The sequence below is a fragment of the Pseudomonas sp. P2S-1 genome (assembly GCF_057197725.1).
In genome coordinates this window covers 6,174,184-6,194,605 of sequence record NZ_CM170068.1, presented here as the reverse complement: position 1 = coordinate 6,194,605, position 20,422 = coordinate 6,174,184, and the positions used below count along the sequence as shown (strand labels likewise).

19 protein-coding genes are annotated in these 20,422 nt (G+C 62.8%); 11 read left to right on the top strand and 8 right to left on the bottom strand.

Annotated features, from left to right (window positions below):
• Position 1: 1 nt before the first annotated feature.
• Complete coding sequence (locus AC2CQI_RS27915) at positions 2-397, bottom strand: transcriptional regulator (protein ID WP_484578516.1); 396 nt, start codon at positions 395-397, stop codon at positions 2-4.
• Between the two features lie 117 nt (positions 398-514).
• On the opposite strand from AC2CQI_RS27915, the gene AC2CQI_RS27910 reads away from it, so the two are divergent.
• Complete coding sequence (locus AC2CQI_RS27910) at positions 515-784, top strand: hypothetical protein (protein ID WP_075804270.1); 270 nt, start codon at positions 515-517, stop codon at positions 782-784.
• Between the two features lie 116 nt (positions 785-900).
• Here AC2CQI_RS27910 and AC2CQI_RS27905 read toward each other — a convergent pair whose 3' ends face one another.
• Positions 901-2,220, bottom strand: coding sequence for a DEAD/DEAH box helicase (locus AC2CQI_RS27905; protein ID WP_075804271.1), 1,320 nt, complete (start codon positions 2,218-2,220; stop codon positions 901-903).
• Between the two features lie 146 nt (positions 2,221-2,366).
• Here AC2CQI_RS27905 and AC2CQI_RS27900 point away from each other — a divergent pair, with 146 nt between their 5' ends.
• Positions 2,367-3,683 carry a mechanosensitive ion channel family protein gene (locus tag AC2CQI_RS27900; protein WP_484578515.1) on the top strand — a complete coding sequence of 439 codons (1,317 nt, stop codon included), beginning with the start codon at positions 2,367-2,369 and terminating at the stop codon, positions 3,681-3,683.
• A gap of 5 nt (positions 3,684-3,688) precedes the next feature.
• On the opposite strand, the gene AC2CQI_RS27895 is transcribed toward AC2CQI_RS27900, so the two are convergent.
• On the bottom strand, positions 3,689-4,369 hold the full coding sequence (locus AC2CQI_RS27895; RefSeq protein WP_484578514.1) for a GntR family transcriptional regulator: 681 nt from the start codon (positions 4,367-4,369) through the stop codon (positions 3,689-3,691).
• 197 nt (positions 4,370-4,566) lie between these two features.
• Between AC2CQI_RS27895 and AC2CQI_RS27890 the strand changes: the two genes are divergently transcribed.
• Both AC2CQI_RS27890 and AC2CQI_RS27885 read left to right on the top strand, forming a co-directional pair.
• Complete coding sequence (locus AC2CQI_RS27890; protein WP_075806032.1) at positions 4,567-6,306, top strand: IlvD/Edd family dehydratase; 1,740 nt, start codon at positions 4,567-4,569, stop codon at positions 6,304-6,306.
• Between the two features lie 93 nt (positions 6,307-6,399).
• Positions 6,400-7,749, top strand: coding sequence for an MFS transporter (locus tag AC2CQI_RS27885; RefSeq protein WP_484578513.1), 1,350 nt, complete (start codon positions 6,400-6,402; stop codon positions 7,747-7,749).
• Between the two features lie 8 nt (positions 7,750-7,757).
• On the opposite strand, the gene AC2CQI_RS27880 is transcribed toward AC2CQI_RS27885, so the two are convergent.
• The 3 genes from AC2CQI_RS27880 to AC2CQI_RS27870 form a co-directional block, all read right to left on the bottom strand.
• Positions 7,758-8,627: a carboxylate/amino acid/amine transporter gene (locus AC2CQI_RS27880; protein ID WP_484578512.1), complete on the bottom strand. Its 870-nt coding sequence runs from the start codon at positions 8,625-8,627 to the stop codon at positions 7,758-7,760.
• A gap of 267 nt (positions 8,628-8,894) precedes the next feature.
• A complete protein-coding gene (locus AC2CQI_RS27875; RefSeq protein WP_484578511.1) occupies positions 8,895-9,494 on the bottom strand; it encodes an FMN-dependent NADH-azoreductase in 600 nt (199 codons plus the stop codon).
• Between the two features lie 100 nt (positions 9,495-9,594).
• Entirely contained in the window at positions 9,595-9,924 is a 330-nt protein-coding gene (locus AC2CQI_RS27870; protein WP_075806036.1) for a 3-phosphoglycerate kinase, read from the bottom strand.
• A gap of 50 nt (positions 9,925-9,974) precedes the next feature.
• Between AC2CQI_RS27870 and AC2CQI_RS27865 the strand changes: the two genes are divergently transcribed.
• The 4 genes from AC2CQI_RS27865 (at position 9,975) to AC2CQI_RS27850 (ending at position 14,176) form a co-directional block, all read left to right on the top strand.
• Positions 9,975-10,898 (top strand): PA3225 family LysR-type transcriptional regulator, encoded by a 924-nt coding sequence (locus tag AC2CQI_RS27865; protein WP_009405168.1) that lies wholly within the window; start codon positions 9,975-9,977, stop codon positions 10,896-10,898.
• Positions 10,899-10,910: 12 nt separating this feature from the next.
• Complete coding sequence (locus AC2CQI_RS27860; protein WP_484578510.1) at positions 10,911-11,726, top strand: alpha/beta fold hydrolase; 816 nt, start codon at positions 10,911-10,913, stop codon at positions 11,724-11,726.
• Complete coding sequence (locus AC2CQI_RS27855; protein WP_484578509.1) at positions 11,720-12,277, top strand: peptidylprolyl isomerase; 558 nt, start codon at positions 11,720-11,722, stop codon at positions 12,275-12,277. The genes AC2CQI_RS27860 and AC2CQI_RS27855 overlap by 7 nt, the downstream gene beginning before the upstream one ends.
• A 63-nt stretch (positions 12,278-12,340) precedes the next feature.
• The gene (locus AC2CQI_RS27850) at positions 12,341-14,176 is read left to right on the top strand and encodes an ABC transporter ATP-binding protein (protein WP_075806039.1); all 1,836 of its coding nucleotides are present in this window, start codon (positions 12,341-12,343) and stop codon (positions 14,174-14,176) included.
• A 9-nt stretch (positions 14,177-14,185) separates the two neighbouring features.
• On the opposite strand, the gene AC2CQI_RS27845 is transcribed toward AC2CQI_RS27850, so the two are convergent.
• Together AC2CQI_RS27845 and AC2CQI_RS27840 are read right to left on the bottom strand one after the other, a co-directional pair.
• Positions 14,186-15,310, bottom strand: a complete 1,125-nt coding sequence (locus AC2CQI_RS27845; protein ID WP_484578508.1) for a GNAT family N-acetyltransferase — start codon at positions 15,308-15,310, stop codon at positions 14,186-14,188.
• A gap of 159 nt (positions 15,311-15,469) precedes the next feature.
• Complete coding sequence (locus AC2CQI_RS27840; protein WP_075806041.1) at positions 15,470-16,783, bottom strand: OprO/OprP family phosphate-selective porin; 1,314 nt, start codon at positions 16,781-16,783, stop codon at positions 15,470-15,472.
• A gap of 498 nt (positions 16,784-17,281) precedes the next feature.
• On the opposite strand from AC2CQI_RS27840, the gene AC2CQI_RS27835 reads away from it, so the two are divergent.
• Genes AC2CQI_RS27835 through AC2CQI_RS27825 form a run of 3 tightly spaced genes read left to right on the top strand, consistent with a single transcriptional unit; the run spans position 17,282 to position 20,422 of the window.
• On the top strand, positions 17,282-17,989 hold the full coding sequence (locus AC2CQI_RS27835) for an SDR family NAD(P)-dependent oxidoreductase (protein WP_484580674.1): 708 nt from the start codon (positions 17,282-17,284) through the stop codon (positions 17,987-17,989).
• A 4-nt stretch (positions 17,990-17,993) separates the two neighbouring features.
• Positions 17,994-19,193, top strand: a complete 1,200-nt coding sequence (locus tag AC2CQI_RS27830; protein WP_484578507.1) for a hypothetical protein — start codon at positions 17,994-17,996, stop codon at positions 19,191-19,193.
• Positions 19,193-20,422, top strand: a complete 1,230-nt coding sequence (locus AC2CQI_RS27825; protein ID WP_075806044.1) for a hypothetical protein — start codon at positions 19,193-19,195, stop codon at positions 20,420-20,422. The genes AC2CQI_RS27830 and AC2CQI_RS27825 overlap by 1 nt, the downstream gene beginning before the upstream one ends.

Below are 20,422 nucleotides of genomic sequence, written 5' to 3'. Positions count from 1 at the left end.
TTCAGGCAATCTGCGCTTTCGAGGCCACCTCCTCGAAGGTCGCTTCGTCCAGGGCGTCGGCCTGGTCGTTGAGGACCTGGCGCGGGTGATCGTTGCCCGGGATGCTGCTGTCGATCAGGCTCAGCAGGCGCGAGCCGCGTTCGGTCAGCACGTAGTTCTCGCCGTTGCCGCCTTCTTCTTCCGGGCGATCGGCGATATAGCCGCGCTCCAGGAGCAGGCGTTCGTAGTCGCAGGCGCGGGTTTTCAGGTGGTCGACGTCCGGTACCGGCTCGCCGGCGGCCGCCAGTTGCGCGGCGTGCTGTTCGGCGTAGGGGCGCGGGGTGAAGTGTTGGTCGGCGCTGTTCTGCACTTCGTGGAGCAGGCGTTCGATCAGGTCCCAGTCATACACAGTGCTCATGGCAAAGGCCTCGCGTGGTGACAGTCAAGGTTGTGACCGGCCCGGTTCGCCGCGGTTCGACTGAACTTTCCCGGCGGTGCCGTCCTCAACCGGAAACCTGGACAAGGAGGCTCGACCATGAAGACCCTGATGATGCTGACCGCCACCGCCAGCCTGCTGTTCGCCCTGCCAAGCTGGGCCTGCACGCTGGAAGAAGCGACGGAGAAACGTGAGGAACTGGCCAAGGAAGTGACCCGGCTGACGGAGCAGAATCCGCAGAAGGCCAAGGAGATCAATGAGGAATTGCGCGGGATGAAGCTGGGGACCGAGTCGAAGGATCTGCCGGACAAGTGCCAGTTGATCGACAAGCGGTTGCAGGAGTTGCGGGAAGCCGAGAAGAAAACCTGATCTTGCAGTGGATTTGAGCGCCTCATCGCTGGCAAGCCAGCTCCCACAGGGATCGCGTGCACCGCTGAACCTGTGGGAGCTGGCTTGCCAGCGATGAGGCCCTCAAGGGCGACAGATTACTCGGCCGCCGGAGCCCGCTTCTTCAGCGGCGCCAGACCATCCGAACTCGCCAGCGGCGCATTCGGCCGCGGCTTGGCAGTAGGCTTGCGCTTGGCCACAGCCTTCTTGTCACCCTTCTTGTCGGTCTTTTTCTTCTTCGCCCCAGCCGCCTTGCCCGAAGCCTTGACCTTCTTCGGCCCGCTGTAGGTACCCTTCACTTCCTTGATCACCCGGCGCTCGAAACTCTGCTTCAGGTAGCGCTCGATGCTCGACATCAGGTTCCAGTCGCCGTGGCAGATCAGCGACACCGCCAGGCCATCGGCGCCGGCACGGCCGGTACGGCCGATACGGTGCACATACTCGTCACCACTGCGCGGCATGTCGAAGTTGATCACCAGGTCCAGGCCGTCCACGTCCAGGCCACGGGCCGCCACGTCAGTCGCCACCAGCACTTTCGCGCCGCCGGTCTTGAAGCGCTCGATGGCCAGCTTGCGGTCCTTCTGGTCCTTGTCGCCGTGCAGGACGAAGGCCTTCATGTCCTTGGCCACCAGGTGACCGTAGATACGGTCGGCCATGACCCGGGTGTTGGTGAAGATAATGGCCTTTTCGTAGGTCTCGTTGGCCAGCAGCCACTGGGCGATCTGCTCTTTGTGCTGGTTGTGGTCAGCGGTGATGATCTGCTGGCGGGTGGTTTCGTTGAGCTGGCTGACCGCGTTGAGCATCAGGTGCTCGGGGTCCTTCAGGACCTTGTCGATCATCTCGCGCAGGCCGGCACCGCCGGTGGTGGCGGAGAACAGCATGGTCTGCTGGCGGTTCGGGCACTCGCCGCACAGGCGCTCGACGTCTTCGGCGAAGCCCATGTCCAGCATGCGGTCGGCTTCGTCCAGCACCACGACCTGCACATGTTCCAGTTCCAGGTTGCCGGCGTTCAGTTGCTCCAGCATGCGTCCCGGGGTGCCGACGAGGATGTCCGGCACCTTGCGCAGCATGGCGGCCTGTTCCTTGAAGTCTTCACCGCCGGTGATCATGCCCGACTTGATGAAGGTGAACTGGGAGAAGCGCTGGATCTCCTTCAGGGTCTGCTGCGCCAGCTCGCGGGTCGGCAGCAGGACCAGGGCGCGGATCTCGACGCGTTTCTGGTTCAGGTCGACCAGGCGGTTGAGCAGCGGCAGGACGAAGGCCGCGGTCTTGCCGCTACCGGTTTTCGCCGTCACCCGCAGGTCACGCCCTTGCAGGGCCAGGGGAATGGCCGCGGCCTGCACCGGCGTCGGCTCGACAAAGTTGAGTTCGGCGACGGCTTTGAGCAGGCGTTCGTGCAGGGCGAATTGGGAGAACACGGATGTAACCTCGGGCATGTGCAGAAATTCAGCCACATAGGGTAACGTTTTCCGCCGCCGGAGCCGAATTTCTTTTTGCCCGCAGGGTGCTCGCAAGGCTCTAATGGACCGCCTGTTTTCCCCTTCGCGAGATTTTCCGTACTCCCATGGCTATTCAACAGTTCTGGCAAGACGCCCTCGACCTCTGGGGCACCCTCGACCAGCACCCCTTGCTGCACGCCGGTATCGGCCTGGTCGTGCTGTTGCTCGTCGCCCTGCTGATGGGCCGGGTGGCGCGCTTCGTCATCCTTCACGCGGTCAAGCTGCTCAGCCGACAGCCGGCATTGCACTGGCTCAAGGACCTGCTGCAAAACAAGGTGTTCCACCGCCTGGCGCAGATCACCCCGTCGCTGGTGGTGCAGTTCGGCCTCAAGCTGGTGCCGGAGCTGAGCGTCACCAGCCAGCATTTCCTCGGCAACCTGGCGCTGGCCTTCACCATCCTGTTCCTGCTGTTCGCCGTCGCCGCGCTACTCGATGCCCTGCTGGACATCTATGCACGCACCGAACACGCGCGGACCCGCTCGATCAAGGGTTATGTGCAACTGGCGAAGATGGTGTTGTACGTATTCGGCGCGATCATCATCGTCGCCACCCTGATCGACCGCTCGCCGCTGTTGCTGCTGTCCGGTCTGGGTGCCATGTCGGCGGTGATCCTGTTGGTCTACAAGGACACCCTGCTGTCCTTCGTCGCCAGCGTACAGCTGACCAGCAACGACATGCTGCGGGTCGGCGACTGGATCGAGATGCCCCAGGTCGGGGCTGATGGCGATGTGGTGGATATCACCCTGCACACGGTCAAGGTGCAGAACTTCGACAAGACCATCGTCTCCATCCCCACCTGGCGCCTGATGAGCGAATCCTTCCGCAACTGGCGCGGCATGCAACAGTCCGGCGGACGGCGGATCAAGCGCAGCCTGTTCATCGATGCCGGCGGCGTACGCTTCCTCACCGCCGAAGAACAGCACCGCCTCAGCGATGTGCGCCTGCTCAAGGACTACCTCGCGCAAAAGCGCAACGAACTGCACACCTGGAACGAATCCCAGGGCCAGGTCGCCGAGCTCTCGGCCAACCGCCGCAAGCTGACCAACATCGGCACCTTCCGCGCCTTCGCCCTCGCCTACCTGAAGAACCACCCCGACGTGCAGCAGGGCATGACCTGCATGGTCCGGCAGATGCAGACCACTGCCGAAGGTGTGCCGCTGGAGATCTACTGCTTTACGCGGACCACGGTGTGGGCGGAGTACGAGCGGATTCAGGGGGATATTTTCGATTATCTGCTCGCGGTGTTGCCGGAGTTTGGGTTGGCGTTGTACCAACAGCCCAGCGGCAGCGACCTGCGCGCCGGGCTGGATGCCCTGTCGACCGGCCTGGCCGGCGAGCGCCGACCGCTACATGCCGAGGCGACCGCCCACGAACAAGCCTGACGTACCTACTGGTTCTTCTGACTATCGCGAAGCTGGTAATGAGACACATAGGTGTCTCTCGAAGGCTTGAGATGGTCGCTGCACAGTTGAACCAGTTTATCCACGTCGCCAGCCCTCAAGGCGTCGATGATCAGCCAATGCTCGCGCCGTGCCCGTTCCAGCTGATCGCTTATGACCAGGGAGGACGAGCGAATGGAATGGGCACGCTGGGCATGGTCCTGGGTCGCCGCCACCAGCACTGGGTTGTCCGAGAGGCCGAACAGGACTTTGTGAAACTGCATGTTGGCGCGGAAGGCGCCACGAAGGTTTTCTGACGCGACCATCTCGTCGTGGTTGTCCTGAATGGCAATCAACCGGTTCAGGTCGCTCTCGCCGACCGGAAACCTGATCAGCCGCACACACTGGCATTCAAGCAGCTCGCGCACGGCATAGAGATCTTCCACTTCCTTCGCCGTATAGGCGCGAACGAGCGCACCCACGTTGCGCTTGCGCTCCACCAGCCCCATGCGCTCGAGCTCCACCAGCACCTGCCTCACCACGTGCCGCTTGAGGCCGAAACGCTCGAGCAGGTCATCCTCGACCAACCGCTCCCGTGGATGAAGAAAGCCCAGGACAATCTCCTCCTCGAGTATGCGCACAGTCTGTTCGAGGCCGCTGGCCTGGGTTTGCGAATCGATGAGTTGCATGACGCTGCCTTAAGAACGGGTGGTGCGGACGGGAGAAAGACTGCCACAAAACCACGCGTGCCGCAGCTTCATCGACGGCCAGCCACCTCGCCGAGGAGCGGTGCTTGCACAAGCACCGTGATCGTGTTCTTATCGCCTCACCAGATTATCAATAATCTGATCGACAATTAATTCAATAATAACGCGGTAGGTGATCCATGCCTGACACTCCTCCTGTCATCAAGCCCACTGGCATTCGCAAAGGGCTGACCAACTACGGCGATACCGGTTTCGCCCTGTTCCTGCGCAAGGCGTTCATCAAAGGTGCCGGCTACAGCGACGATGCGCTGGATCGCACGATCATCGGCATCGCCAACACGGGCAGTGGCTACAACCCCTGTCACGGCAATGCGCCGCAGCTCATCGAAGCCGTGAAGCGCGGGGTGATGATGGAGGGTGGCCTGGCGATCGATTTCCCGACCATTTCCATCGCTGAAAGCTTCTCCCAGCCGACCAGCATGTACCTGCGCAACCTGATGGCCATCGACACGGAGGAGATGATCCGCGCACAACCCATGGACGCCGTGGTGCTGATCGGGGGCTGTGACAAGACCGTGCCGGCTCAGTTGATGGGGGCCGCATCAGCCAATGTGCCGATGATCCAGTTGGTGACGGGCTCCATGCTCACCGGCGGCCACCGTGGCGAGCGCGTCGGCGCGTGCACCGACTGCCGGCGCTTCTGGGGACGCTATCGTGCCGAGGAGATCGATGAGCAGGAGATCACCGAGGTCAACAACAAGCTGGTCGCGAGCATTGGCACCTGCTCGGTGATGGGCACTGCCAGCACCATGGCGTGCATCGGCGAGGCACTGGGCATCGTGATGCCGGGTGGCGCAACGGCGCCGGCCGTCACCAGCGACCGGATACGCATTGCAGAGGAAAGCGGTCGCCAGGCGGTACGCAACGCGCGCAATGGGCTGACCCCGGACAAGATCCTGACCGCGAAGGCCTTCGAGAACGCTTTGCGCGTCCTGCTGGCCATTGGCGGGTCCACCAACGGCATCGTTCACCTGACCGCGATCGCCGGGCGCATGGGCTTCGAGATCGATCTCGAGGCGTTCGACAACATGAGCCGCGAAACCCCGGTACTGGTCGACCTCAAGCCTTCAGGCCAGCACTACATGGAGGACCTGCATCGCGCAGGCGGCCTGCAGTCCGTTCTGCGTGAACTGAAACCGCAATTGCACCTGGACGCGATGACCGTCAGCGGGCGCAGCCTGGGTGAAGAGCTCGAGGATTTCCCCGAACATAAACAGGATGTGGTTCGCAGTTTCTCCAACCCGATCTATCCAGCGGGCGGCATCGCGTTCCTCAAGGGCAACCTGGCGCCTGATGGCGCGATCATCAAGCAATCCGCCGCCAACCCCGAGCTGATGGAGCACGAAGGTCGGGCCGTGGTCTTCGAGAACTCCGAAGACATGGCGGCACGCATCGACGATCCGGACCTCGATGTGCAGGCCGACGATGTCCTGGTACTGAAGAACATCGGCCCGATCGGTGCGCCGGGCATGCCCGAGGCCGGCTACCTGCCCATTCCCAAGAAGCTCGCCCGACAGGGCGTAAAGGACATGGTGAGGATTTCCGATGGACGCATGAGCGGCACCGCGGCCGGCACCATCGTGCTCCACGTCACCCCGGAAGCGGCGCTGGGCGGGCCGCTGGCACTGGTCAGGAGCGGTGACCGGATTCGCCTGAGCGTCAGCGAGCGCAGCCTGGAACTCAAGGTTGACGACGCAGAGCTCGCCGCTCGCCGCGCCAGCCTGGTCCTGCCGAAACCCGTCGATGCCGAGCGGGGCTATCGCAAGCTGTTCTACGAGCAGATGACCCAGGCCGACAAAGGGTGCGACTTCGAATTCCTGCGCCCTCCGCAAATGATCGCCCGCGTACCGATGAAGTAAGGCCTGGCAAGACAGTAACGCTTCATTGAAGGCCGGTCGCGTCCAGGCGTTTCTGGCGCTCCCGGCTCACTGACAATAACAAGAGGTGTTCGAATGAACGCGCGCCCTACCCGCATTCGCTATTTCATTCTGCTGTTACTTTTCCTGGTAACAACGATCAACTACGCCGACCGCGCGATACTTTCCATCGTCGGCTCATCGATGCAAAAGGAACTTGGCATCACGCCGGTGCAGATGGGCTTCCTGTTCTCGGCATTCGCCTGGGCCTACGTGGCCGGCCAGATTCCCGGAGGGTGGTTGCTGGACCGGTTCGGCACCAAGCGCGTCTACGCGTGGAGCATCTTCCTCTGGTCGTTGTTCACAATCCTGCAGGCCACCGTCGGCTGGTACAGCGTGTCGGTCGCCGTGGTCGTCATGTTCGCCCTGCGCTTTCTGGTCGGGCTCGCCGAATCGCCCTCCTTCCCGGGTAACAGCCGCATGGCTGCCGCCTGGTTCCCCTCCGCTGAACGCGGCACGGCCGCGGGCATCTTCACCTCCGCCCAGTACTTTGCAACCGTGCTGTTCGCGCCATTCATGGCATGGATCGTCTACCGGTTCGGCTGGCACTACGTGTTCGTGGTGATGGGCGTCCTGGGCATGGCGATGGCCGCTATCTGGATCAAGACTGTCTACTCGCCAAAGCAACACCCGCGCATCAATGCAGAAGAGCTCAGGCATATCGCCGAGGGCGGCGGCATCATCGACATGGACCAGACCGGGGCCAAGAGCGATGCCGTCAAGCCCAGCCTCTCGGCGTTCAAGCAGCTGTTGAGCAACCGCATGATGCTGGGTGTATTCGTCGGCCAGTACTGCATCAATACCCTTTCCTACTTCTTCCTGACCTGGTTCCCGGTGTATCTGGTCCAGGACCGCGGGATGTCGATCCTCAAGGCGGGTTTCATCGCGTCCATTCCGGCGATCTGCGGGTTTCTGGGCGGTGTGCTGGGTGGAATCATCTCCGATGGCATGATCCGCAGAGGACAAAGCCTGACCTTTGCACGCAAAGCCCCGCTGGTACTGGGCATGCTCATGTCCACCAGCATGGTTGCCTGCAACTATGTCGACACTGAATGGGTGATCGTGGCGATCATGGCGCTTGCCTACTTCGGCAAAGGCTTCGGCGCCATCGGCTGGGCAGTGGTGGCCGACACCGCGCCCAAGCAAATCGCCGGGCTGTGCGGCGGCATGTTCAACGCGTTCGGCAACACGGCCGGCATCACCACGCCCATCATCATCGGGCTGATCCTGCAGGCGACCGGCTCCTTCGAGAGCGCCCTGGTATTCGTGGCTGCCAATGCCCTGGTCGCGATGTTCTGCTACCTGGTCATCGTCGGGAAGATCGAACGTATGGAATACAAGTCCGATGACACCCAGCAGCCACTTGCAAAGAGCGTTTCAAGCTGATGGCTCAGCTACGTTGCATTGAGCGCCGGGCGCTGCGTACCCAGGCGACTGAGCCACAGTGACGCCAGAATGATGGTCCCACCGAAGAACAACCGCCCCAGCGGCTCGTCCTGATTCCAGATCAGCAGGTTGAGCAGCAAGCCCACCGGGACATGCAGGTTGTTCATCACCGCGAGGGTGCCGCCGGAAACCAGGCAGGCGCCCTTGTTCCACCAGTACAGGCCCAGCGCCGTCGGACACAGCCCGAGGAACAGCAACACGCCCCATTGCACGTTGGTGGTGGGCAGGTGCTGGGCGTTGCCGAAGGCGAGGAAGGCCGGCAGTACGACGATCAATGCACCCAGGTAGAAGTAGCCGAAACGCCGGTAATGCGGCAGGTCGCTGGGGTGGCGGGCGACCAGGTGCTTGTACAGGACCTGGCCGGCGGCGTAGGTGAAGTTGGCCAGTTGCAGGAGCAGGAAGCCGATGAAGAAGTCCGGGTTGATGCTGTCGAAACGGATCACCGCCGCGCCGGCCACGGCCACCAGGGCAGCGAGCAGCGCCCAGGGGTTGAAGCGGCGGTTCAGGGCGTCTTCGATCAAGGTCACGTGCAGCGGGGTGAGGATGGTGAACAGCAGCACTTCCGGCACCGTCAGCACGCGGAAGCTGAGGTAGAGGCAGACGTAGGTGATGCCGAACTGCAGGGCGCCGATCACCAGCATGGCGCGCATGAAGCGCGGCTCGACCTGGCGCCAGCGGGTCAGGGGCAGGAAGACGATCAGGGCCAGGACGACCCGGGCCAGTACCGCAAAGTAGCTGTCGACGTGGCCGGCGAGGTATTCGCCGATCAGGTTGAAGGAATACGCCTGGATCAGCGCGACGATCAGTAGGTAGCCCATGGTTGCCTCTCGGGGATCAAGGCGGCGACCTTAGCGGGTTGGAGTATCCCAGTGCAATTCTCGGGATTCTTTATTGCTCTTGAGGGCCTCATCGCTGGCAAGCCAGCTCCCACAGGGTTCTGCAGCGACTCGGACCCTGTGGGAGCTGGCTTGCCAGCGATGAGGCCCTGAGAGGCAATAAAAAAACCCGGCCGAGCGCAGGGCTTCGACCGGGCAGTACACCCAAAGGAGCAAAAAGGGGTGTCAGTCAGGGAATGTTCTTTGGCCTCAGGCCACCGCGGCCAACTTGGCCTTGGCCTGGTTCAGGCCCTTCTCATGGAAGTCGCCGCCCATGTTCAGGCCTTCGGCGTGGATAAAGGTCACATCATGGATACCGATGAAGGCCAGCACCTGACGCAGGTACGGTTCCTGGTGATCGCTGGCCGCACCGGCATGGATGCCGCCGCGGGCGGTCAGCACGAAGGCGCGCTTGCCGGTCAGCAGGCCTTGCGGGCCGGTGTCGGTGTACTTGAAGGTCACGCCGGCACGCAGCACATGGTCCAGCCAGGCTTTCAAGGTGCTCGGGATGGTGAAGTTGTACATCGGTGCCGCCAGGACCAGCACATCGGCCGCCAGCACTTCGTCAGTCAGTTCATTGGAACGCGCCAGGGCCTGCAGCTCTTCGGCGCTGCGCTGCTCTTCGGGCTTCATCCAGCCGCCCAGCAGGTTGGCGTCCAAGTGCGGCACCGGGTTCTGTGCCAGGTCACGCAGGGTAACGCTGTCGGCGGGGTTGGCGGCCTGCCACTGGGCAACGAAATCACGGGTCAGTTGACGGGAAATCGAATCCTGCTGGCGGGCGCTGCTTTCGATGATCAGTACGCGGGACATTGAATTTTGCCTCCATCGGCAAGGTCGCTAAGTCGATGGAGACAAGATTAATGATTGACCTATCGATAAAAAAGCGTAAAAACTCGGTCAAATCTATCAGTTAATTTGCTTGTTGCGCCTTGCAGTCCACCAGGATGCGCATCTTGATGATCTGCTTGTTGAAGTTGGCCGTGACATCGAGGCTCTTCTTCGCCGGCACGTCGACCCGGCGTACCCTTGGGGTTTCCGGGCCATTGCGGAACGTCACCCGGCACGAAGCGGCGGTGTCGCCATAGTTTTCGAGGGTGATGGTGCTCATGTCGTTGGCGGTGTCGTAGGCGGTGGTGTCGAGCTTGATACCCTCGCCCAGCTCCTTCGTCACTTCGATGGGATACGCCGCCAGCACGGTCAGCGGCAGCAGGGCCAGCAACGCAACAGAATATTTCTTCATTCGGCGCTCTCCTTGAGAAGAGCGCCAGCTTAGGACAACAGGAGCCGAAGATGAAAGCGCCGCGCGTTACCCTGGATCAGTGGCGAACCCTGCAGGCCGTGGTCGATCACGGCGGCTTCGCCCAGGCCGCCGAGGCCCTGCACCGTTCGCAGTCCTCGGTGAGCTACACCGTGGCCCGGATGCAGGATCAACTCGGTGTGCCGCTGCTGCGCATCGACGGGCGCAAGGCGGTGCTGACCGATGCCGGCAACGTGTTGCTGCGCCGTTCGCGGCAACTGGTCAAGCAGGCCAGCCAGCTGGAAGACCTCGCCCACCATATGGAACAGGGCTGGGAAGCCGAGGTGCGCCTGGTGGTGGACGCCGCCTACCCCAACGCCCGCCTGGTCCGCGCGCTGAGCGCGTTCATGCCGCAGAGCCGCGGCTGCCGGGTGCGTCTGCGCGAAGAGGTGTTGTCCGGGGTCGAGGAAGTGCTGCACGAAGGTATCGCCGACCTGGCCATCAGCAGCTTCAGCATCGCCGGCTACCTGGGTGCCGAGCTGAGCGCGGTGGAGTTCGTCGCCGTGGCCCACCCGGAACACCCGCTGCACCGCCTCGGCCGGGTCCTGAACTTCCAGGACCTGGAAAGCCAGCTGCAAGTGGTGATCCGCGACTCCGGCCGCTCCCAGCCCCGCGACGTCGGCTGGCTCGGCGCCGAACAGCGCTGGACCGTGGGCAGCCTGGCCACCGCCGCGACCTTCGTCAGTAGCGGACTGGGCTTTGCCTGGCTGCCGCGCCACCTGATCGAGCGCGAGCTGCGCGAGGGCGTGCTCAAGCCTTTGCCGCTGGATCAGGGTGGCAGTCGCCATCCACTGTTCTACCTTTACTCGAACAAGGACAAACCCCTCGGCCCCGCGACGCAGATCCTCATCGAGTTGCTGCGCAACTTCGACACCGCGCCGCTGGACGTCCCCTTCGCCGCCCCGGCCCAAGCCTGACAGGAACCGCCCATGGCCTACTTCGAACATGAAGGTTGCTCCCTGCACTACGAAGAATACGGCCGGGGCGAACCCCTGGTACTGCTGCACGGCCTCGGTTCGAGCTGCCAGGACTGGGAAATGCAGATCCCGGAACTGGCCGCCGACTATCGCCTGATCCTCCTCGACCTGCGTGGCCACGGACGCTCCGACAAGCCCCGCGAACGCTACAGCATCGCCGGCTTCAGCGCCGACCTGATGGCCCTGCTGGAACACCTGAACACCGGCCCGGTGCATTTCGTCGGGCTGTCCATGGGCGGCATGGTCGGTTTCCAGTTCGCCGTCGACCACCCCGAATGGCTGCGCAGCCTGACCATCGTCAACAGCGCCCCGGCGGTGAAGGTGCGCACCCGCGACGATTATTGGCAGTGGGCCAAGCGCTGGGGCCTGGCGCGGATCCTGTCCCTGGGCACCATCGGCAAGGGCCTGGCGGCGCGCCTGTTCCCCAAACCGGAGCAGGCCGAGCTGCGGCGCAAGATGGCCGAACGCTGGGCCCAGAACGACAAGCGCGCCTACCTCGCCAGCTTCGACGCCATCGTCAACTGGGGCGTAGAGGAACGCCTGGGGCGGATCACCTGTCCAACCCTCATCATCTGCGCCGACCACGACTACACCCCGGTGGCGCTCAAAGAGAAATACACCGCACTGATCCCCGGCGCCCGACTGGCGGTGATCGCCGATTCCCGGCACGCTACGCCGCTGGACCAGCCCCACGTCTTCAACCAGACCCTGCTGCAGTTTCTCGCTGCGGCCTCAACCACCTCTCAAGGATCATTGAGTACATGCTGAAGAAAATCCTCATGGCCGCCTGCTCGGTCGCCTTCGCTACCGGCGTCATGGCTTCGGACAAGACCCCGCACGTCGAACTGACCACCAGCTTCGGCAAGATCGAGATCGAACTGAACGCCGAGAAGGCACCGGTCAGCACCAAGAACTTCCTGCAGTACGTGGACAGCGGCTTCTACAACAACACCATCTTCCACCGCGTGATCCCGGGCTTCATGGTCCAGGGCGGTGGTTTCACCGACCAGATGGTGCAGAAGGACACCAAGGACCCGATTGCCAACGAAGCGCGCAACGGCCTGCTGAACACCCGCGGCACCCTGTCCATGGCCCGCACCAGCAACCCGAACTCGGCCACCAGCCAGTTCTTCATCAACGTCGCCGACAATGACTTCCTCAACCCGGGTCGCGACGCCGGCTACGCGGTATTCGGCAAGGTGACCAAGGGCATGGAAGTGGTCGACCAGATCGTCAACTCGCCTACCACCATGAAGAAAGGCATGCGTGACGTGCCCGCCGATCCGGTCTACATCAAGTCGGCCAAGCGCATCGACTGACCGGGGTGTCACAGGGACGTGACCCCTCGGGCGAAGCGCCCGCCATCCTTACAGGAGTGCTGCATGCTGTTCCGTCGTTTCGAGCAATTGATCGACATCTTCCGCGAGGCGCCCACTGCGGCGCCTCCTTCGCGGGTCCTGCCCTTCTACCTTTACTACCTGCGCCAGGTCTGGCCGGCGTTCGTTGCCCTGATGGTGCTGGGCCTGATCGTCGCCCTGATCGAAGTGGCGCTGTTCAGCTACCTGAGCCGGATCATCGACCTGGCCCAGGGCACGCCGAATATCAACCTGTTCAGCGAACATGCCGGCGAATTGATCTGGATGCTGGTGGTGGCATTGGTGCTCAGGCCGGTGTTCGTCGGCCTGCATGACCTGATGGTGCACCAGGCCATCAGCCCGGGCATGACCAGCATGATCCGCTGGCAGAACCACGCCTACGTGCTCAAGCAGAGCCTGAACTTCTTCCAGAGCGACTTCGCCGGGCGCATCGCCCAGCGCATCATGCAGACCGGCAACTCCCTGCGCGACTCGCTGGTGCAGGCCATGGACGCGCTGTGGCACGTGAGCATCTACGCCATCAGCTCGCTGGTGCTGTTCGCCGAGGCCGACTGGCGCCTGATGATCCCGCTGCTGACCTGGATCGCCTGCTACGTCGTGGCCCTGCGCTACTTCGTGCCGCGGGTGAAGGAGCGCTCGGTGGTGTCGTCGGAGGCGCGCTCCAAGCTGATGGGGCGGATCGTCGATGGCTACACCAATATCGCCACCCTCAAGCTGTTCGCCCATACCGATTTCGAACAGCAATACGCCCGCGAAGCGATTCGCGAGCAGACCGAAAAGACCCAACTGGCCAGCCGGGTCATCACCAGCATGGACGTGGTCATCACCAGCCTCAACGGCCTGCTGATCGTCAGCACCACGGGCCTGGCCCTGTGGCTGTGGACCCAGTCGCTGATCACTACCGGCGCCATCGCCCTGGCCACCGGCCTGGTGATCCGCATCGTCAACATGAGCGGCTGGATCATGTGGGTGGTCAACGGCATCTTCGAGAATATCGGCACCGTGCAGGACGGCCTGGAAAGCATCGCCCAGCCGGTCAGCGTCACCGATAAACCGAACGCCCCGGACCTCAAGGTCGATCGCGGCGCGGTGCGTTTCGAGAACGTGGATTTCCACTACGGCAAGAGCGGCAGCCGGATCATCAGCAACCTCGACCTGGATATCCGCCCCGGCGAGAAGATCGGCCTGATCGGCCCGTCCGGTGCCGGCAAGTCGACCCTGGTCAACCTGTTGCTGCGCCTGTATGACCTGGAAGGCGGGCGCATCCTCATCGATGGCCAGGATATTGCCGAGGTCACCCAGCAAAGCCTGCGCGGGCAGATCGGCATGATCACCCAGGACACTTCCCTGCTGCACCGCTCGATCCGCGACAACCTGCGCTACGGCAAGCCCGATGCCAGCGACGAGGAACTGTGGAACGCGGTGTGCGGCGCACGGGCCGAGGAATTCATTCCGCTGCTCAGCGATGCCCAAGGCCGCACCGGCTTCGATGCCCATGTCGGCGAGCGCGGGGTCAAGCTCTCCGGTGGCCAGCGCCAGCGCATCGCGATTGCCCGGGTACTGCTGAAGAACGCGCCGATCCTGATCATGGACGAGGCCACTTCGGCACTGGATTCGGAAGTGGAAGCCGCCATTCAGGAAAGCCTGGAAACCCTGATGCAGGGCAAGACCGTGATCGCAATCGCCCACCGTCTCTCGACCATCGCCCGGATGGATCGCCTGGTGGTCCTGGAGAACGGCCGCATCGCCGAGATGGGCAGCCACAGCGAGCTGCTGGCCCAGCGCGGGCTCTATGCCCGGCTCTGGCATCACCAGACCGGCGGTTTCGTCGGGGTCGACTAAGAGCCTCGCTCAGCCCTGTCGATACGGCAGGGCCGAGCGGGCATCTTCCGCATAGGCCAGCACGCCGAGACGTTCCTGGCGCAGGAAATCCTCCACCGCCGTGCGCAGGCCCGGGTGCAGCAGGTAATGCCAGGAGCGGGTGATCACCGGCTCGAACCCTCGAATCAGCTTGTGCTCGCCCTGGGCGCCGGCGTCGAAGCGCTGCAGGCCTTCGGCGATGGCGTAGTCCATGCCCTGGTAGAAACAGGTCTCGAAGTGCAGGCGATCGAACTCGGCCAGGCAGCCCCAGTAGCGGCCATAGAAACTGTCGCCGCCGACCAGGCTGAAGGCCATCGCCACTTCGCGCCCGCCCTGCAGGGCCATGACCACGCGGATCGCCTCGGGCATGCGCTCGGCCAGCAGGCTGAAGAATTCCCGGGTCAGGTACGGTGCGCGACGGCGCACCGCGTAGGTGTTGGCGTAGCAGGCGTAGACGAAGTCCCACTGCGCCTCGCTCAGTTCGGCGCCGCGATACCAGCGGAACTCGATGCCCTGCCCCGCCACCTGCTCTCTCTCCTTGCGCATCTGCTTGCGTTTGCGCGAAGCGAGGGCGTCGAGGAAGTCCTGGAAATCCCGGTAGCCCTGATTGCGCCAGTGGAACTGGCAGCCGAGGCGTTCCAGCCAGCCTTCGCGATGCTGCAGGGCGGCGTCGGCGGCGGGGTCGGTGAAGTTCACGTGCAGGCCGGACTGGCCTTGTTCCAGCAGTGACTCCTCGACCTCCTCCAGCAAGGTTGCCAGCGCCTGGGGTTCACCCAGCAGGCGTGGTCCGCCCACCGGCGAGAAGGGCACGGCGCAGAGCAGTTTCGGGTAATAGCCGATCCCGGCCCGCTCGCAGGCATCGGCCCAGCCGTGGTCGAACACGTACTCGCCGAAGGAGTGGGTCTTGGCGTAGGCCGGCATGGCGGCGAGCAGCTTGCCGTGGTCGTCGGTGAGCAGGCGGTGGGACGGGGTCCAGCCGGTGCGCGGGCTGACGCTGCCGCTGTCTTCCAGGCTGCTGAGGAAGGCGTGGCGCAGGAAGGGTTGGTCCGCCGGGACCAGGGCGTCCCAGGTGGCGGCATCGAGCTGGGCGAGGTGGTTCAGGGTGAGAGTCGGCATTGCGGGAGTTTGCCGGGTTGTGTGCAGGAAAAGAAGATTTGTGTTGTAGCGGGTGGCCTCATCGCTGGCAAGCCCACAATGACCACGTGAGCAACCAAAGGAAAAAAAAGCCCCACCGAAGTGGGGCTGAAAATTTAACGGATGAAGGAGCGTCTTTGCTTAGAAAGCGTACTGTGCGCGCAGTACGAAACCGTCGCCTTTGTCGTCGCCGTTAGCATTCTGGGCGTTGTCGACCTTGGCCTTGACGTAGGTACCGCTGATACGGACGTTTTCGTTGGCGTACCAGTTCAGACCCAGGTTATGCACCTTACCTTCGATGTCGCCGACGTTGGCGAAGGCGCCGTTGTCGTCTTCAGCTTCGATGTGATCGTAGCGGTAGAACACTTCCCAGGCACCGATCTGCTTGTTCTGAGGCTTGACAGCGTCGAACTTGCCGAGCTTGTAGGCACGGGCTTCACCGGTGATGGTGTAGGCAACCTGAGCGTAGTAACCGGTGGCCTTGATGTCCTGGTAGGCAGCAGCGTCAGCTTCGACCTTGCGCTTCAGGTACTCACCCTGTACCGAGAAAGGACCGGTAGCGAAGGCAGCTTCCAGACCCCAGGCGCGGTCGGTGTCGTAGGCACCGGCTGGAGTGTTGTTGGCGCCACCGAGGGTCAGGCGGTTGCCGTTGGTGCCAGCGTCCTGACCACCGTCGGTGCTCACGCCACGCATGCCCAGGCGGCTGCGGATACGGCCGTCGAAGGAGGTGTCGGACAGGTCGCGCTGAGCGACGTTCAGGCCGAAGTGCAGGACGTTGCCGTCGCTGTGCATCGGCGCGAAGACGCCACGGAAGTTGAACTGCTTGGTGCTGTCGCCGTCTTTGTCAGCGTTGGTGGCGTCTTTGGCGAACATGCCGCCGGACAGGTAGACGGAATCACCGATGTTGCTCGAAGCCTGGATACCCAGGCCGCCGTTGTGACCGTTGACCCAGTCGGCCAGGTCGTAGGCAGCGGTACGCTCGGGAGCGGTTACCCACTTGGAGCTGGTGGCTTTTTCCAGACCGAATTCTGGGTCGAAGCGACCTACCTTGATCGACACTGGCTTGAAGCCGTTGTAGGCCAGCGAGGCCTCGTCGAAGTAGCCGTCTTCGCTACGGTTGTCACCACCGGAGTTGTGGGAGAAGTCGTAGTTGATCTGGTAAGCCCAGTCGGTAGCCAGAACACCACCGATTTCCAGGAATGCACGACGGAAGTAGCCAGCGTCAGCGCGGTTGCCGTTGACGGTGTAGAACTCGTCGAAGCTGCTGTAGTCAGCCTGGACACGACCGCCGACCTTGAAGCTGTATTGCTTGTCAGTAGTAGCGACCTCGAGGCCACCCTTGGTCTTGACTACGATATCGGCGCCGTCGGTGGTCACGGTACCCGCGAAAGCCTGGGCGGTAACGGCCATGGCCAAGGCGCTGGCTACGAAACCTGCGAAGTGCTTACGGATCATCGATGAAGCTCCCCTAACGTTTTATGGTCTTGATTACGTTGAAAAAACACGTGGACAGGGCCACTTGTGCTGGGGAGGAATCTTGGCGGGGGGTTATTTCAGATCAGTGGCTTTTATATAAATGTTTTGTGACAGCGGAACTTTTTTACTCCGTTCAGGAATATGGCAAAACGCCCGTTTTTCGGCGTGATTGACATCAATCTGCTATCGCTCGACCGTCCTTGCGACAAAAGCGCACAGCAGCACAGCCTTCCCTCTTCTACCTGCCTGCACCTCGCCGCACTGTCCTGAGCTTCCTTCGCAAACTGTCATGGTCCGGCGACCAGACAGTTTGGTGCGCAGCGCCCCGGCTGTACCGGTACATCCCCCGACGCTCTTTCTAATCTGACCCCGTTCATCAGGCACGGACGCTTCCAGGTAGCAACACCACCTCACCTCACAAGTGCAAGTAAGAAGGAGCAGCAATTGAAAACTGATGAAACGGTCGTCGTCACCGGAGTGACGTCTGGCATCGGGCTGGCTTGCGCCAGAATTTTGCTAAAGCAGGGAAGCAACGTTATCGGAATCGGCCGTCGGGAAGAGCGCCTGAATGCATTGAGCGATGAATTCCACGGAAGTTTCCACGCAATAAGTTGTGATGTTCGCGACAGCCAGACATTCAATGAACGGATCAATGAACTGCCGGAGCAATTCGCAAGTATCGACAAACTGGTCAATGGCGCCGGTCTGCTGCAAGGTCACGGCAAGTTGCTGGACATTACCGACGAACATATTCAAACCATGCTCGACACCAATGTCCACGGCCTGATCAACGTGACCCGCGCGGTATTGCCCCGGCTGATCGCCAGCGGCCGCGGCCACGTGGTCAACCTGAGCTCCATCGGCGCCCATGTGCATTACCAGGGCGGGCATGTGTACGCCGCCTCCAAGGCCTTCGTCGAGCACTTCGGCCGCTGCCTGCGCACCGAACTGGTGGGCAGCCGGGTACGCCTGACCACCGTCGCCCCGGGCAAGACCCGCTCGGAGTTCGCCCTCGTGCAGAACAACGGCGACCAGGCCCGGGCCGACCAGGTGTACAGCAGCCTGACCCCGCTGGAACCGGAGGATGTCGCCAATGCGGTGGTCTGGGCCCTGCGCCAGCCAACGCACGTGAATATCAACCTTATCGAACTCACGCCTGCTGACCAGGAACTTTCGTACCGGTGATGCCATGAGCCAGACTCTCGCGAAGTATTACGTCAGAAACAAACTTACCCATAAGTTGATCAGCAAGCGTGTGTTGTCGCCAATCTCGTTGTCGCAACAACCACCGGCGGATCTGGTCAAGGCCTTGTGCATCGAGGAAGAAGTCTCCCGGCTGTCCGCCGTGTATGCCAACTTCCAGCGTGATGACGATGAACAGACCGGACTTCCACGTTATATGCCGTTCTATCGCTTTATCCAGTCGAAGTTCCCGGGTTTCCAATGGCAAGTTCGCCATGAAGAAGGCCGCAAGACCCTGATTCTGGATAAACCCTATATCAACCAAAGTCGCCCTTCGTTGCTCAACCTGCTGCTCTGCGCGGTCAACGACAACACGGTGACCACCCCGGCGCTGAAGGTCCGCTATCCCACCATGACAGTGCTACCAGACGCTTTGGTGATCGACCTGGAGAAGGCCTTCGAGCGCCTGTCCTTCACCACCTCGGCGCCGCACTTCATGGCGCGCTTCGCCGAAACCCTGGCCAAGGGCCTGGCCGGTGAAACCATCACCCTGGTCTCGCCGGTGTGCCCGGACTACGGCTACGAAAGCAAGAACGGCCGCCTGCGCTACACCTTCGAGCACCTGGGCGAAGGCATCGGCCTGGTGGCCGGGCGGGTGGTCAAGACCCTGCCGGTGCTGCAGGCAGTATTGAAGAAGCACGGTATCGATGCACGGATCGCCATCGGCGCCGGCGACTTCGAGGGCTTCGATGCCTCGACCCTCAACCGCCTCAAGGAAACCCGCGAGGGCTTCGCCCGCAAGCTGCGCATCAGCCAGCAGAAGATCCTCGACATCCTCGGCCCGGACACCGAGTCGATCATGATCGCCGAGGCTGCCGGTGGCGAAGCGCAGTGGCATGCCCTGACCGCCGAGGCCGAACGGCGCCTGGCCAGTCGCGACAACGGTTGCATCGTCGAAAGCGACCTTGACTACGCCGGGATCTTCAATGCCCGCCTGCCGCTGTACCAGGCCTGGCACCAGCAGCGCAGCAATGAGGAACTGATGCAGATCCTCTACGCCCAGGGCGCGGAGTACGCGGCCATCGGCCAGGTCTTCGCCGCGCAATGGCAGAACCCGATCGTGATCGGCGCCGACCATAACCGCATGCAGCCGTTCTACTGGTTGTACAGCGACATCCCGGTCCTTTACCTGACGCGGGTGTACTGATGAACCAGCACGACAACGCCACCCACTACTGCCAGTACGGCCCGCAGGGCAACCTGCGCGCGGCGTATGGCCGGCTGCCGTTGCAGCCGCTGTGGACCTGGCTGACCGGCAAGGGCCTGGTGCAACCGGCCGAGGCCTTGAAGGCGAAGATGGACAAGACCGGCGAGCGCTTCCTGCTGGTCCACCTGCTGTTCACCTGGACGGTGATGATCGGCCTGGTGCTGCTCGGCAAGGCGGTGCTGGACGGTGCTTTCCATCCGCTGCTGTCGGTGCTGCTGGTGATCGCGGCCTGGGTGCTGATGGTCAACCGCCTGCGCAGCATGCAGGCGACCTTCCATTACCTGACCCACGGCGCGGTGCTCAAGGACAAGGCCCGGGCCCAGCGTTACGCGCGGTTCTTCCTGACCACGCCGCTGCTGTACCAGGACTGGGACACCTACAACCAGAGCCATGTCCGTGAACACCACAACATCCATGTGCTGTGCACCGACATCGACCCGGACCAGCGCTTCATCCAGGCCCAGGGCTTCTACCCGGGCATGCCGGAGCTGGCCTACTGGTGGCGGGTGATCTGCACGCCGTTCCGCCCGACCTACCTGCTGCGCCAGTGGCGCGCGACCCTGAACGACTGCTTCGTGCGGCCGCCACGGGACGAGGTGCGCTTCCGCCTGGTGTTCTGGGCCGTGTTACTGGTGCTGCTGTGGGCCACCGACAGCCTGATGGCCTTCGCCCTGATCTACGGGATCCCGCGGGCGGTGCTGTTCGAGCACTCGATGTGGCTGCAACTGTTCACCGAACACCTGTGGTTCTACCAGCGCGAGGAAGGCAGGGCCGACAAGCCGCATTACGGCCGCCTGACCTGGGGCCGCTTCCAGGGCCGCACGCCGCCAAGCGGTGGTGTCGCTGCCTGGACCGGCTGGGTGCTCAAGGCGCTGCTGCTGGATGTACCGGTGCGCCTGTACGTCTACCCGCAGGACCTGCCCAACCACGACGCTCACCACCGCCGGCCTAACGTGCATTACCGGCATATTGCCAACTACCGCGCCAGCATCGAGGGCCAACCGTCCAGCTACGGTCCCTTCCTCGAAGTCTGGGGCTTCATGTCCGGCCTGTACCTGATTCGCGACCACATGTGCCGCGGCGTGCGCGAGCCCTTCGGCCCGCTGCAGAACGCTGCGACCCAACCCCAAGACATGCTGTACCCCACGCCCAGTTCTCAAGGAGCCTGA